The sequence below is a fragment of the Saprospiraceae bacterium genome (assembly GCA_016717265.1).
Taxonomy (GTDB): Bacteria; Bacteroidota; Bacteroidia; order Chitinophagales; family Saprospiraceae; genus Vicinibacter.
In genome coordinates, this window is sequence record JADKFX010000001.1 from 70,568 (window position 1) to 85,655 (window position 15,088).

17 protein-coding genes are annotated in these 15,088 nt (G+C 34.8%); all 17 read left to right on the top strand.

The features are described 5' to 3' along the window. Positions 1-96 precede the first annotated feature (96 nt). Entirely contained in the window at positions 97-972 is an 876-nt protein-coding gene (locus IPO86_00330; protein MBK9726543.1) for an alpha/beta hydrolase, read from the top strand. Further along, a complete protein-coding gene (locus IPO86_00335) occupies positions 969-1,175 on the top strand; it encodes a hypothetical protein (GenBank protein MBK9726544.1) in 207 nt (68 codons plus the stop codon). Before IPO86_00330 ends, IPO86_00335 begins: the two co-directional genes overlap by 4 nt. A 23-nt stretch (positions 1,176-1,198) precedes the next feature. Continuing rightward, positions 1,199-2,062 (top strand): AraC family transcriptional regulator, encoded by an 864-nt coding sequence (locus IPO86_00340; protein MBK9726545.1) that lies wholly within the window; start codon positions 1,199-1,201, stop codon positions 2,060-2,062. A 90-nt stretch (positions 2,063-2,152) separates the two neighbouring features. Beyond that, complete coding sequence (locus IPO86_00345; protein ID MBK9726546.1) at positions 2,153-3,016, top strand: nuclear transport factor 2 family protein; 864 nt, start codon at positions 2,153-2,155, stop codon at positions 3,014-3,016. 92 nt (positions 3,017-3,108) lie between these two features. Next, the gene (locus IPO86_00350; protein MBK9726547.1) at positions 3,109-3,504 is read left to right on the top strand and encodes a hypothetical protein; all 396 of its coding nucleotides are present in this window, start codon (positions 3,109-3,111) and stop codon (positions 3,502-3,504) included. A 290-nt stretch (positions 3,505-3,794) separates the two neighbouring features. Continuing rightward, positions 3,795-4,733, top strand: a complete 939-nt coding sequence (locus IPO86_00355; GenBank protein ID MBK9726548.1) for a YHYH protein — start codon at positions 3,795-3,797, stop codon at positions 4,731-4,733. 21 nt (positions 4,734-4,754) lie between these two features. After that, positions 4,755-6,056 carry a sulfatase-like hydrolase/transferase gene (locus tag IPO86_00360; protein MBK9726549.1) on the top strand — a complete coding sequence of 434 codons (1,302 nt, stop codon included), beginning with the start codon at positions 4,755-4,757 and terminating at the stop codon, positions 6,054-6,056. 151 nt (positions 6,057-6,207) lie between these two features. Then, positions 6,208-6,702 (top strand): hypothetical protein, encoded by a 495-nt coding sequence (locus tag IPO86_00365; protein MBK9726550.1) that lies wholly within the window; start codon positions 6,208-6,210, stop codon positions 6,700-6,702. A 306-nt stretch (positions 6,703-7,008) separates the two neighbouring features. Then, entirely contained in the window at positions 7,009-7,416 is a 408-nt protein-coding gene (locus IPO86_00370) for an SRPBCC domain-containing protein (protein ID MBK9726551.1), read from the top strand. Beyond that, positions 7,416-7,739, top strand: coding sequence for a winged helix-turn-helix transcriptional regulator (locus tag IPO86_00375; protein ID MBK9726552.1), 324 nt, complete (start codon positions 7,416-7,418; stop codon positions 7,737-7,739). The genes IPO86_00370 and IPO86_00375 overlap by 1 nt, the downstream gene beginning before the upstream one ends. A 5-nt stretch (positions 7,740-7,744) precedes the next feature. After that, positions 7,745-8,653 carry an SRPBCC domain-containing protein gene (locus IPO86_00380; GenBank protein MBK9726553.1) on the top strand — a complete coding sequence of 303 codons (909 nt, stop codon included), beginning with the start codon at positions 7,745-7,747 and terminating at the stop codon, positions 8,651-8,653. 20 nt (positions 8,654-8,673) lie between these two features. Then, on the top strand, positions 8,674-8,847 hold the full coding sequence (locus IPO86_00385) for a hypothetical protein (GenBank protein ID MBK9726554.1): 174 nt from the start codon (positions 8,674-8,676) through the stop codon (positions 8,845-8,847). Between the two features lie 29 nt (positions 8,848-8,876). Beyond that, on the top strand, positions 8,877-9,686 hold the full coding sequence (locus IPO86_00390; GenBank protein ID MBK9726555.1) for a hypothetical protein: 810 nt from the start codon (positions 8,877-8,879) through the stop codon (positions 9,684-9,686). 207 nt (positions 9,687-9,893) lie between these two features. Then, complete coding sequence (locus tag IPO86_00395; GenBank protein ID MBK9726556.1) at positions 9,894-11,078, top strand: beta-lactamase family protein; 1,185 nt, start codon at positions 9,894-9,896, stop codon at positions 11,076-11,078. Positions 11,079-11,237: 159 nt separating this feature from the next. Continuing rightward, complete coding sequence (locus IPO86_00400) at positions 11,238-12,272, top strand: hypothetical protein (protein MBK9726557.1); 1,035 nt, start codon at positions 11,238-11,240, stop codon at positions 12,270-12,272. 160 nt (positions 12,273-12,432) lie between these two features. Next, positions 12,433-13,650 carry a hypothetical protein gene (locus IPO86_00405; protein MBK9726558.1) on the top strand — a complete coding sequence of 406 codons (1,218 nt, stop codon included), beginning with the start codon at positions 12,433-12,435 and terminating at the stop codon, positions 13,648-13,650. Positions 13,651-13,867: 217 nt separating this feature from the next. Continuing rightward, a complete protein-coding gene (locus tag IPO86_00410; protein MBK9726559.1) occupies positions 13,868-14,788 on the top strand; it encodes a T9SS type A sorting domain-containing protein in 921 nt (306 codons plus the stop codon). Positions 14,789-15,088: the final 300 nt, after the last annotated feature.

The window sequence follows — 15,088 nt, forward strand, 5'->3', positions numbered from 1 at the left end:
TCTATGCCAAATCCGTTAGCTGCCATTTTTTGGCGACAGTGCAAACATCAAACTAACTGCAAAAAAATAGACATATTTACTGACTTGTAACAGACAATGGAAAATATCACTACACGACAATTCAACGGAGTAAACCTTAGCTGGCTCGACAAAGGACAAGGCAAAGCAGTAGTTTTTATTCCCGGTTCTAATGGCGATTACCGAGCATGGCTTCAACAGGTTGACGAGTTTTCAAAACACTTCAGAGCTATCTCAGTAAGCAGACGGTTTCAATTTCCAGACAAGTTTGAGATTGGTGGAAGCAGCACAATTGATGAGAACATTGACGACATCAAACAACTCGTTGATTTTCTCAAATTAGACAAATTTGTATTGGTTGGACATTCATTCGGTGGCTATGTTGCATTAGCTTTTGCAGAGAAATATCCTCAACTGATTGACAAATTAATTTTGGAGGAGCCGACAGTATTTCCATTTCTGATGACTAAAGCATTTAATCCTTTGAAATTAATTCCTCTCATGTTTAAAAACTTTGGGGTAGCGACTTCGTTTTTGCGGACAGGGTTAAAGGGCATAAAGCCGACACGGAAATATCTATCAAATAACGAGTTCCAAAAAGCGAAACTTTCTTTTGCAAACGGTATTGTCGGACATCCTGTAAAACTTGAGGACTTAAATCCTACAATGCGACAAGGGCTTGAAGACAACATCAAAACTTTTGCAGCAGAAAGTAAAACGGCATTTGCATATCCATTGACAATTGAGAGAATGAAAGCCCTCAAAGTAAAAACCCTACTGTTGGAAAGCGACAAGTCACCAAGTTGGTTTTCTTTCATCTGTAAAAACCTTGAACAGACTTTGCCCAATGCAAAATTGGCGAGGGTAAGTTCACCCACACATTGGCTGCACCTTGACTTGCCAGCTGAGTTTAATAGAATGGTAATTGACTTTATAAACGAAGACAAAATATGAGTAATTCCTTCTCTCAACATTTGTGTGAACTTCAGACTAAACGACTTATCGGAGAGAGTATAACGGCAGCTAACAAGGGGTTTGCGATAGCGGGGGTTCCGTGCTTCGCAGACACTTTAGTGCAAGGTGGAAGTTCAGTTCTCCGAACAAAGTTTAGTGCTAAAACACCCCGCCATCGCAAACCCCCTAAACGTTATCGGTAATCTTAAAGACAGACACAGCGTAAATGAACAAACTGCCGAAAATAAAATTTAGAAATGACCTTGACCAAATTGGTTTTGAAATTCTGTCGTTGGAGAGTTTGACAAAAACAGAATTACCCAAAGACCATAATCCGTATCAGCCACACCGAATTAACTTCTTTGCGGTTTTAATCCTTGAAAATGGAAAAGTTAATCATATTATTGACTTTAAGAAGACAATTGTTTCACAAAATGAATGCTTAATCATTTCAAAAGGACAAGTCCATTGCTTTGATAAATTGAATGAATACAAAGGATATTTAATTCTATTTACAGAAGATTTTTTAGAAAAAAACATAGCCAAATCAACTATTGATAATATTTCAAGGCTTTATAATTATCATATTTTTAGCTCGAAATACAAGGTAGATAAAGATAGTGTTGAAATATTTGAACTTCTAAACAAAGAACAAAAACTAAAACACCACAATTTAAAATCCAATATTATTGCTTCTTTGCTTTCAGCTTTTCTTCTAAAATTAGAAAATCACAATCAAAAAGAACCTTTTAAAGCAACCTACAATCACCAATATGATTTATTTGTTTCCTTTGAAAAACATTTAGAAATACACTTTACCGAAAACCGAAACGCTAAATTTTATGCAGAAAAGCAAAACATTACTTACAAGCATTTAAACGAAGTTTGCAAGCAGTTTTCAAATAAATCTGCCAAAGAATTTATTGATGATTTTATCATTTTAGAAGCTAAAAGACAACTATCTTCCACCACACTATCAGTCAAAGAAATTGCCTACTATTGTGGATTTAACGAAGTAACCAATTTTCAAAAATATTTTAAAAAAATAACTACTGAAACACCTATTAGTTTTCGACAAAAATTTCAATAGGTTACACATTTACCATACTTTGTATTTCTTTAACCTTTCTCAATATTTGAACTCAAAGTAAATTTGCATTTCATTAAATAAAATAATAAAATGGTCAAAGTACAATCAATTTTCACAATGCTATTTTTAGCAACAACTCTTTTAAGTTTTACATCATGCGACAAAGAAGACACTACACCGACATTAACCAACGAACAAAAGGTTAAGGAATTATTTACTGTTTTTAGTACTGGAAATCCTGATGGATTAAAACACATTAGTGATGCTCAATACAAACAGCACAATCCTTTTGCACCAGACGGAAAAGCAGGTTTAACTGCAATGTTTAACGGACAAGCAACAGGTATTACATTAGATAATCACCGAATTTTTTCAGAAGGAAATTATGTAATCACTCACACAACCTACGGTGGCACTTGGAATAATGGAACACCACAAGTTGCCTTTGATGTGTTTAGGTTTGACAATGGATTAATCGTAGAACATTGGGATAATTTACAAAACATAAGCAATCCAATAACTGACACAACAAATGGTAATTCTCAAACAAATGGAACTACAACTATTTCAAGTGGCGATGTGAGTGCAAACAAAACACTTGTAACTAATATGGTAAACAATGTTCTCATAGCAGGACAATGGAGCACAAGAGCAAATTATTTCGCCACAAACTACATTCAACACAGCCCAAATGTACCTAATGGAATTGCTTGGATGGCAATGTTTCCAGACGGAACACCATTTTATTCTTCGCTAAAATTTGTGTATGGAGCAGGAAATTTTGTTTTGGCAATGAGTGAAGGTTTAGAGTTTGTAAACAACACACCAACAGGAAACAAAAAAGCCTACTTTGATTTATTTAGAATTGAAAATGGGAAAATTGCTGAACATTGGGACGCTGTTTCTGTAATTCCACCAGCCAATCAATGGGCTAATTCAAACGGAAAATGGTAAATAGGTTACATATTTACCACACAAGGTAATAGATTAACATTTCTTAAAATTAATAAGCAAAGTAATTTTGCACATAAATAAATTAATATAAAATGACAACAGATAATTCAACTCAAACAATGCCAAAATGGATAACCATTTATTTGTGGGTAGCTACAATTATGGCAACAATGTTTAGCCTTTTGGCTTATTTCAAGCCCGATGTACAATTTGCTACATGGGAAACTTTAACAGCAACAGGAGCAACTTCATTAGCAGGTCCATTAGGACTCTACATTGCAAGAAACTTGGCAACAGCCATTTCAGGGTTTTATGCTTTGACACAAAAATCTTTTCCAATGCTAAAACTGTTATTAGTTTTACGTTTGGTTACAGACGGTTTAGACTTTGCACATAATGCGTCAGCAGGAAATATGCAAGGTGGAGTATTTGCACTAATAATGTTCTTAATTGAAGCATTTGCTTTATTCAAGATTTCAAAAAAGTAATTTCTAAACGACATAAAATTTAAAAGGACAATGCAGAAATGTGTTGTCCTTTTTGACGTTGAAGAAAGAAAGACTACCGATAACAGGGGTTTTGCAAAAGCTGGGCTTCAGTACTAAATTGAACATTGGAATTCTAATGAACATTGTGCTAAATTTGAACATTAGTACTTCTAATCCCAGCCTTCGCAAAGCCCCAAAACGTTATAGCCAATTTTAAAAAACCGACAATTCAAATTAAACCTTTTATAAAAATCTAGTCAAACAAGAATTAATCATAAAAACAGCTTATCATGGAACAATTTAAAAGAACATGCGCAGCAAGTTTTCTTATTCTTGCAGTTTCAATATTTACAATTTCTAGTTGTAGTAAATCAGAAGAAGAAAATATTGTTACGCCTACGCATGAGATACCAGACTTAACCAAATTGCCTTTGGGTGGTACAGCACCTTACAAAATATTAATTAGAAACCAAGGTAATCCAAACCCTGATTTTCTTTCTTTATGGTTATGTGGATTACCATCTAATGGGGCTGGTGCAAATAATGCAGCTGACTGGACAAATCCTGATGGAACTTGGGATTATACCAAGAAACCACAAGTCGCAGGAAATGTAATTTGGACTTCTGAATTTAAAATTACTTTAGATGGTAATGGCAACCGTGTATTAACAGGCAATGGTTTACCAAATCATCCAACTGGAGTTTTTCCTATACAACAAGGTACTATAGCCTGGAACTATGATAAAAATCCAAATATTATTTCTCCTCAACCTTTAAGTTTTACTATTCCTGCATTACCGAAAGAAGCTGCAACAAAATCTTGTGTAGGATTTGGTCCTGCTGGTTATTCCTTAACGGGTAGTGCAATTTACCATGGTGCTTCAACTCTTGGCACAGATGCGGCTGCACACGAAATGTTAGATAGATTTGGCGGTCATACAGATGGTACGGAAAGATACCATTATCATTATCCATCAAAAGATTTACAAGACCACATACATTCAAATTCATCTGGACATTCAGCGCTAATGGGATATATGCTAGATGGTTTTGGAATTTATGGTCCTTATGGAGAAAACGGAGAGTTATTAAAATCCGCAGATTTAGACGAATGTCATGGCCACAAACATCCTGTAATGTGGGATGGACAAATGGTTGATATTTACCATTATCATTGGACGTATGATTTTCCGTATAATATTGGTGCTTACAAAGGAACTCCACAATAATCATCATATAGCAGAAAGTATATGTCTAAATTAAAATATTTATTCGCATTTCCAATTCTTGCTTTCTTCATCTTTTCCTGTTCAAAAGATGAGGAAGGTAATACAACTGATGATAATGCTAATTCCAGCACCCCAAATATTCTTTTGATTATTGCAGATGATTTGGGAAAAGATGCCATAAAAGGCTATCAAGAAGGCAGTATAAAACCAAACACTCCCAATATTGATGCCATTAGAAATAATGGTTTACTATTTACTAATTTTTGGGTTAATCCAACGTGCACACCCACCAGATCTTCAATTATTACTGGAAAATATGGCTATCGTACGGGTGTAAAAGGAGTTGGTGATATATTAAATTCTTCAGAAACTGTCCTCCAAAAATATATAAATAATAATACAGGTAATAAATATGCAACAGCAGTAGTTGGTAAATGGCATCTTTCTGGAAATAGTACTGGCATTAATCCTGAAACTTTTGGTATTGATTATTATGCAGGGTTAATTCGTGGGGCAGTAGATGACTATTATCAATGGCAACTCACAGAAGATGGTGCAACCAGTCAGCAAACAACATACATAACAGAAAAATTTACAGAATTAGCTATTAATTGGGTAAACACCCAAAGTAAACCTTGGTTTCTTTGGTTAGCTTACAATGCTCCACACACACCATTTCACGTTCCGCCAAGCAATATGCACAATCAAGGAAACTTGCCTGCATACACCAATGGTATGGATGCAACTCCCTATTTTATGGCTTCTATAGAAGCGATGGATTATCAAATTGGACGTTTTTTAGCAAATATTCCCACAGATGAAAAAGAAAACACAATTATTATTTTTTTGGGAGATAATGGTACTACAAATCTTGTAGCTCAAAGCCCATATTCAAGCGCAAAAGTAAAAAATACTTTGTATCAAGGCGGTATAAACACGCCTTTATTTGTTTCAGGTAAGGGAGTTTCAAGAACTGGAACAGACAATCAGTTATTGATAGGAACTGACCTCTTTTCAACTATTGCCCAAATTGCAGGTGTAAATGTAAATGAGTATAACGATAGTAAAAGTTTTAAATCTTTATTTTCTCAATCTAGCAGTATTCGGAATTATCAATATTCAGAGCTAAAAGACGGAACTGATGAGTTGTGGACAATTAGTAATGGTACATACAAATTATTAATTAAAAATTCTGGTAATGAAATGTATAATTTGGTAAATGACCCTTTTGAAAATAATAATTTACTGAATGGTGTGCTATCCACTACAGAACAGAGTGTGAAAACATTATTGGAAACTGAATTAGATAACATAAGACAATAAAAACTGGCTTTAACAGCACCTACACGCAAGTAGAGGTTTCGTGCTTCTATGAAAGTGAAGTGCTAAATCCAAGTTCTGTACTTTTAATAAAGTTCAGTGCTAAAAATCCTCACCTGCGTGTAGCCGCAAAACGTTATAGGCTATACCAATTATGAATACATTAATTATCATACCATCCATTTTCGGAGTAAGTCTAGAAGTTTATTTAATACTAATAATACTTGCCATTCCCATTTTTTATATTTGGCGTTGGATATTTAAAAAATTTATCAAAAATACCAATATTCAAAAAACTGAGATTTGGCTCGCCACGCTTATTACAACCCCATTAGTATATTATTATAGTGTCATCTTGCTTTTTTCTATACTTTGTTATTATCCAACTAATAAATTTGAAAAAGAAAAATGGATAATGGATAAAGAACATCGTTACGAACTATCAGATGACATTATTGAAAACAAATTACTTATTGGCAAATCAAAACTTCAGGTAATTGAAATTGTAGGCCTTGATTCAAATTGCGATGAAAATGATAAGTGGAAATACTATATAGGATTTGCATCTTGTCTTGGTATTGATCCAAGTGTTTTACAAATTACTTTCAAAGATGGAAAAGTAGTAGAAGTAATTCAGTATGAAGGATGATAACAAATGAATGCACAGCCTATAACACGGCATACACACATTCCAGCCGAGACCTTAACCATTCTCTATAATCTTTTTCGTTCAATAAAATTTAATGTTTTATTTTTGGCTTCCAGCATGAGGCGGGAATGCGTGTATACCAAATCCGTTACCACCAATGCTAAAAAGACAATTCCCATAGACAATTAATCGGCCGACAATTAAGCCTTTTCCCTCTGCTAGACAGCCAAACAAAAATATTTTCAGAAAAACTTGTTTGGTAACTTTAAAGTTACATATCTTTGCGTAACTTTTAAATTACCTATTATGCAAAAAGAAATTAAGCACACATTTTATTTTACTCAAACGCCACAAGAAGTTTGGGATTATTTAACCAAGCCCGTATTAATGGAGCAATGGCTAATGCCAAGCGATTTTCAGCCCGTTGTTGGACATCACTTTCGTTTTACAAATTCTAACAACACATTTGTTGTTTGCGAAGTTTTGGAAGTGAAACCATTCACACATCTTTCTTATGTATGGAAAAACGATTGGGCTGTCACTAAAACTCCTTACACTTCAAAAGTCAGTTGGACACTTACCCCGATTGAAGGAGGAACAGAATTATTATTGGTGCATAGTGGATTTGAGATGTTCAAAGATTTAGCCGCACACAATGGTGGCTGGATGTTCTTAGTGAACAAATTAGGTGAACTTTTAAAGACAGCTAAATAATGCAAACACAAACGCTTGACGCATTCCAAGTAATTGCCGACCCAAGCAGACGACACATGTTGCAGTTGCTTTCAAAAGAAAGTTTAACTATAAATCAGTTGGGAGAAAATTTTGACATGAGCCGACCTGCTGTTTCAAAGCATATAAAAATTCTTTACGGTGCAGGATTCATTTCCATTACAGGCATTGGCAGAGAAAGACATTGCATACTCAAACAAGATGGCTTTAATGAGTTACAGAACTTCATTAATTACTTTGATAAATTCTGGACAACCAAACTCAACAAATTGCAAACAATTTTAAACAACAAATCAAAATCATAAAGCAAATGACAACAACAGATTTTACAACAACTATTTTAGTTGACAATTCTCCAAGCGAAGTTTTTAACGCAATCAACAATGTTCGTGGCTGGTGGAGTGAAGAAATTGAAGGCGACACAAACAAACTAAATGATGAATGGAGCTATCATTACCAAGATGTGCATCACTGCAAAATGAAAATCGTGGAATTTATTCCTAACAAAAAAGTAGTGTGGTTGGTGATGGACAACCACTTTAGTTTTACTAAGGACAAAACCGAATGGAAGGGCAACAAAATTATTTTTGAGATAACTGAAAAGGAAAATCAGACCCAACTTCAATTCACACAAGAAGGTTTAGTTCCCGAGTATGAGTGTTATGATATTTGTCAAGGTGCTTGGAACACATACATTCAAAAAAGTTTACGGAGTTTGATAACAACAGGTAGCGGACAACCCAACGGCAAAGACAAACCACAAACCGAAGACGAAATGAAATTGACTTCAAGTTTCACAACCACTTTTTTCGTGAATCAAACACCCGAAGAAGTATTCAACGCAATCAATAATGTAAGTGGCTGGTGGCAAGGAGAAGTAAAAGGCAGTTCAAAAAAATTGAATGATGAGTTTGAATATCGTATGCTTGACATTCACTTTTCAAAACAAAAATTAGTTGAAATTATTCCGAATGAAAAGGTAGTATGGCTGATTACTGAAAGCAACTTGAGTTCTTTCAAAGACATGCAGGAATGGAACGGCACGAAAGTTATTTTTGAAATAAAGGAAATAAATGGCAAGACACAATTGCGTTTCACTCATCTTGGATTAGTTCCTCAATTCCAATGCTACGGTGATTGTTCAGGTGCATGGGGAATGTTGGTTGAGCAAAGTTTATTCAGTTTGATTACGACAGGCAAAGGCAAAAAAGTTTTTTAATAACATGACAGCGGACAAAAATGACAGGACACAAAGTTGATAGCACTGGTGGTAACAGCACATTTGCAATAGGCGGGGTTTCGTGCTCCGCAGACAGTTTAGTGGTAGCCGAAAGTTATGTGCTCCGAATAAAGTTCAGTGGTAAAAAACCCGCCCATCGCAAATCTGCAAAACGTTATGCCAAATGCAAATGACACGATCTTTAAAAATATTTTCCTGCATTTTGTTGACAAGTGTTTTCCTTTCATGTCAGCACTCAGTCGACAAAGGAGATATAACTAAATATCCAACACTTGAGTATCGCGACCTAGAAGGACTTGAAATTAGATTACCGTACATATATAAATACGGTGACAAGAAACAGCTAATTGTATATGGAAGCAATCACACTACAAATCCGAGGGATTCACAAATAGTTGACATAGAGAATAAAATTATAAATTTTAAACCAGATTTAATCCTATATGAGTGTGATGGAATATCAACCGAAAAAACAAAAGACGCTACAATTGCGGAGTATTTTGAAATGGGATGGGTGATGTACCTTGCTGATAGCCTCAAAATTAATGTAAAGAATATTGAACCTCTTACAAAAAACAAATACAGCTATCTTTTAGAGAAGTATCCAAAAAATGAAGTGCTATTAGCAACACTTAGCTTGCAGATTACAATGATGCAAAAAGAAAAAGAAGATTTTAAAAGCAAGTATCCATCAATGATACATTCTTTATTGCAAGAAGGATTTCCCTTGAAAGAGGAAGAGCAGACGGTTGAATATTTCTACAAAATATACAAAGACTATTTCAACAATGATTTTTCTTATGATAATTTTGACTCAAGGACAATTCAATCAAAATACAATAAAACATCATTAAACAAAATAAACCAGGATGCTAATAAGTACAGGGACCAACAAATTATTGCATTAGTTGAAAACGAATTTAAGAAGCACAATAAAATATATTTGCAAATTGGTGGATGGCATGCAATAGTTTGTGAACCTGCATTTAGAAAAATTACAGAAGACAACTGAGAGTGCTATTCGGACAAACAGAAATAGCACTTGGCATAACACGGGTTTTGCGTTAGTGGGCGGACCGTGCGAATCGAAACATTTGAGCAATTAATAAACATTGGTGCTGGCAGACAGTTTTCGGTTTCAAAAGCCCACCAACGCAAAGCCCGAAAACGTTATGCGTTATGCCAAAGCGACACGTAAAATTAACGATAAACAAAAAATATGAAACTTAAAATCTTACTTGGACTTATATTGACTTTAAACTTGGCATTTGGACAAAATCAACAAATAACAAGGCTTGACGGGACTAAAATCTCTGTTGTCGAAATTGACGAAACCGTAAAACGCTTAATGGACAAAGCAAATGTTCAAGGTTTAAGTTTGTCAATACTCAATAAAAATCAACAAGCCTACATAAAATCCTATGGGTTTAAGAACATAGATAAAAACGAATATTTAGACACTTCAACTGTTTTGTATGCAGCATCATTTAGCAAAGCCGTATTTGGCTATTTGACAATGAAATTGGCACAGGAAAAAGTAATTGACTTAGACAAACCTCTTTACAAATATTTGAGCAAACCAATTCCAGAATATGAGTATTTCTCAGACCTAAAATCTGACGACAGATGGAAATTGATGACTGCAAGAATGTGTTTAAGCCATACAACAGGACTTCCAAATGTCAGATGGGTTCATCCAACAACAGGAGTACTTGACACACTTGGCGTTATGAAAATTTATTTTACCCCGGGACAGAAATATGCTTATTCGGGAGAAGGCATTAAACTTTTGCAGTTAGTTATAGAAGAAATAACAAATAAAAATGTTGAAGAATTGGCAATGAAAAAAATCTTCAAACCAATTGGAATGAAAAGAACAGGATACATTTGGCATGAAAAATTTGATGATAATTACGCAATAGGACACCTTGCAGACAATACACTCAACCCAAAGAAAAAGAGAACTACACCAGTGGCTGGTGCTTCCTTGGTAACAACAATTTCAGACTATACAAGATTTATTGAGTATTTGATGAAACAGAAAGGTTTAGATAAAAAAATGTTTAAAGAAATGATTTCACCTCAAATTGAAATACTGTCAAAAACACAATTCCCAACAATAACAGAAGAAACAACAACGGAAAACAAAGCAATAAATTTATCTTACGGACTTGGTTGGGGACTTTTGAAATGCAAGTATGGCAGAGCATTTTTTAAAGAAGGACACGATGATGCTTGGAGAAACTACAATATAAATTTTATAGACAAAGGCATTTCAATAATCATAATAACAAACAGTGCTAATGGAGAAATTATTTTTAAAGAACTATTAGAAACATTAATTGGCGATACTTTTACACCTTGGAAATGGGAAGAATATTTTCCAATCGACTACAAGAAGTAAAGGCACAAACGCCTAACACGGGTTTGGCAAAAGTGGCGGGTCAGTGCTCCGCAGGCACATTTGTGGTTAATCAAACATTGGTTCTCCGCATCAACATTTGTGCTAAAAATCGCCACCTTCGCCAAGCCCGAAACCGTTAGGCGCAAGAAACAAAGTATTATGTTTAAAATTATTACAAAAATTCTAATAACAATATTTTGCTCTCATTTATTAATTGGACAAAAAATAAATGAGAAACCGATTTTAAAATCTCGTTCAACCTATTTATTTTGGAGTAAAGAAAAATATGAAAATAGAGATTCATCATTCAGAATTACAAATTTGCAAAGTCAATCATGGTATGATCAATCTGGAAACCTTTTAAAACATATAAATTACCCAACAACTATTAATGATTCCTCCATTACAATATATGAATACCAGTATATCGGTGATACACTGATTGAGCTTATTTCACTGGCGGGTGGTTTCAAACTTACAAAAAATACTAAATTATTAATTAAGAATGAATACCATCCGATAGAATCAAGGCGATACGGTTGGGGAAATATTGGCAATTACCGCGCCAATAAAAGGGAAAGTGTTTACGAATACGATTATGACACTTCCGGAAATTGCATTAAATCAATACTTCGATTAGAGCATTCCGATACGACTTTTCATTATATCTTTAAATATGAGAATGACAGTTTAAATAAACAGATAATCTGTCATCGTATAGATCAAATAAATAATCAAAATCATACTACATATACTGATAAGGATTGGAATAATGGAATTAAAAAATGGAAGACCGTTAATGAAAACTCAAGTTATGATTTCATTAAAATTCATTCTCCATTGTCCTATTTTGATAAATTTAGTTGGTTTGCATCAATAGCAATTGAAAACAATGATACAATTGAATACTCAATTGAATATACCTTTAATATTGATAGTATAACAAAGTCAATTTGTAGACTAAATTATCAAAATCGATATCTGTGTAAAACCGAGTTTATCTATGTAAATGAAAAGATTAATTCAGAATTTCGGTATTCACTAATCAATCACAAGTGGGAAATTTCAGAATCAACCACCTTTGAATATGACTTATGGGGACCGGAGAAATTAAAAACAAGAAATGTATTTAAAGATGGGATAATTTCCAATGCATATATAACAATCTCGGAAAACGAATATTACCAAAAATAACCTGCGCCTAACACGGCATAGACTCTACACCGCCAAGCATCTTAAATCATTTTCTTTTAATTTTTTCCGTTAATGACAATTTAATTTTTTAGTTTTGGCTGCTAATGGTTTGGCGGTGCAGCGTCTATGCCAAAACGTTAGCACCAATTTTTAGACAGACATGACAAGACGACTTTTCATCTGGACATTTTTTCTCCCTTTGACTTTTGCATTCTTCTCTTGCAACGGACAAGTTAAAACCGACATTCCCAAAAACAAACAAACCAACGGCGGACAACCGAAAATTATTAAAAATCACTTCCTTGAATGGCCTGACGACCTTTTCTACGTTCAATGCGGGACGCAGGACAAGGCTGGAAATATGTGGTTCGGTACGGCTGGTAATGGCATCTACGTTTATGACGGAAAGTCCTTTGTTAATTTTACTCATAAGTCCTTTGTCAACTTTACTCTCAAAAATGATTTGAATCACAATGACATTCTTTGCTGCATGGAAGATAAAACCGGTAACATCTGGTTCGGTACTCGTAGAGGATTAATTCGGTATAAGCCGACAAGCGAGAAGGTAGATGACAAAGACTTCAGCTTGTTTTTAATTCCCGCAAATACTATCAATAAAACTTCTCGCGTCAGATTACCTTATTCCTTGCAGTCCGGAGATAATTTTGTATGGAGCATCATGCAAGATAAGACCGGAAATATTTGGTTCGGAACAAGTAGGGGCGTGTATGTTCACAATCCTTCAACAGACAATGATAGTCTGGGACCTCTGTTCAAACGGTTTACGGACAACGAGAGCCTCATCAATGACCAGCAACTACAATTAATCAATGTAATGGGCATGCTGGAAGACAGAAACGGGAATATCTGGTTCCTGTCAGCCGGGGCTGACGCCAAAGGCGTAGGTATGGTAAGGGAAGGTGCAGGCATTGTGCGATACGATGGAAAATCGTTTAGTCAATTTAAACCCGACAATCAATTTAAACCCGACAATTTCTCTGGTTTCCGTTCCGTTATCGAGAGAAAAAATGGAGACCTGCTGTTTCTCAATAATTCTCACGGAGTGTATTCCTTTGATGGAAAAAGTTTTTCCAATCTCAATGAAAAAATTGGAATTAAGAATGATACACTTGTTTCGATGAAGGAAGATAAAAACGGAAATCTGTGGTTAGGAATTGCTGGTATTAACATGAAAGATGGCGGGGTGTTGCGTTACGACAGTAAGTCGCTGAAGCGTTATACAACCAAAGACGGATTGCCTCACAATTGCGTTTTCTGCATTGTTGAAGATAAGGATGGAAACATTTGGTTTGGCACAAGAAATACAGGTTTATGCCGGTATGACGGAAGTACATTCATTGACTACACGGACAAATAAACGCACAAAAAACTGGTGCTAACAGCACATAGCTCTTATGCGGCGGACGAGGTAGCGCGCCGCGCGCCGGGACAAGCGGTCGCTTCGCGGACATTTTTGGCGGCGGCGCAAAAAACCGTTATCTTCGATATAACCTTTGTAGGTAGTAGACAGTGGATGCTCCGAAAGCCGCACAAGTGCTATCTGCAAACCATTGCAGGCAAGCTAAATATATATTATGAAAGAAATATTTACCCTTTTTGCTTTTTTAATTAGCTCCGGAATAAGTGTTGCACAGGAGTTTGGCACGTCTGATTCTAAATGGGTATTTGATTACAATGGTGTTTGGTCTGAAGGAATCACAGAGATACAATTTGAAAAGGACACATTTATCGATAACAGACTATGCAAAAAGTTTATTAAAAAAGCATTGAGAAGAGTAAGGCCAAAAGGACCAATCGAAAGTGAAACCCTTTTTCCGCTTTATCTCTATAATAAAAATGGATTAATTGAATTTTCTGAAGATGGATTACACTTTGATACATTAATAAATTTTAAAGCCAAGATTGGCCAATCCTGGAAAATATTTAGGTACTATAGGAATATGATCGTTGACGAAATAAAACTAACAATCATCGATACATTCAACACTCAAATTTCGGGAGTAAATTTATTTTCTCAAGCAGTATGGTATTATTATAGTCCTCAATTAACCAATTTTGTTGACACGGTTTATGAGTATATTGGTGGAAAATGGCTATACATCATTCCTTTTGATGACAAAGAGGTTGCATTGGATGCAGGCGAAGGCGGAATTATTAGATGCTTCAAAAATAATCTATTGGGATTAGTTGATTTCGCAAATAAGCAATACGGAAGTAAATTTGAGTATGAATGCGATGACTTAACAAGAATAAATAATAAAAATGTTGAAATAGAAAATCCTTTTATTCAAATTCATCTATTTCATAATTATCTCAATATTAAAAATAATTCTAAGAAAGACCTCATATTGAATATTTATAATCTTCAAGGGCAGATTGTGACAAGGAAATTACTCGATGTTGGTTTGAATCAAATTAATATTGAGTACTTAAATAATGGAATATATATTGTTTTATGCGAAAATCACATTACTTACAAAATCATAAAAAATTAAGCCTGCCTGCAACATGGCATAGACTCTACACCGCCAAGCATCTAAAATCATTCTCTTTTAATTTTTTCCGGTAATGAAAATTTTATTTCTTAGTTTTGGCTGATAATGGTTTGGCGGTGCAGCGTCTATGCCAAAACGTTGGCAACAATTGGGTTGGCTCGTGGACAAATACCTGTATGCTGACAAAGTTCGGTCGACAAAAATGCAAATCGACTTTTCTCTGCTGACAGTTTACAACATGGTGACAAATTACATTACACTGACAAAGGTGAAAAGAAATTCAAAATCGGGAACAGAAAA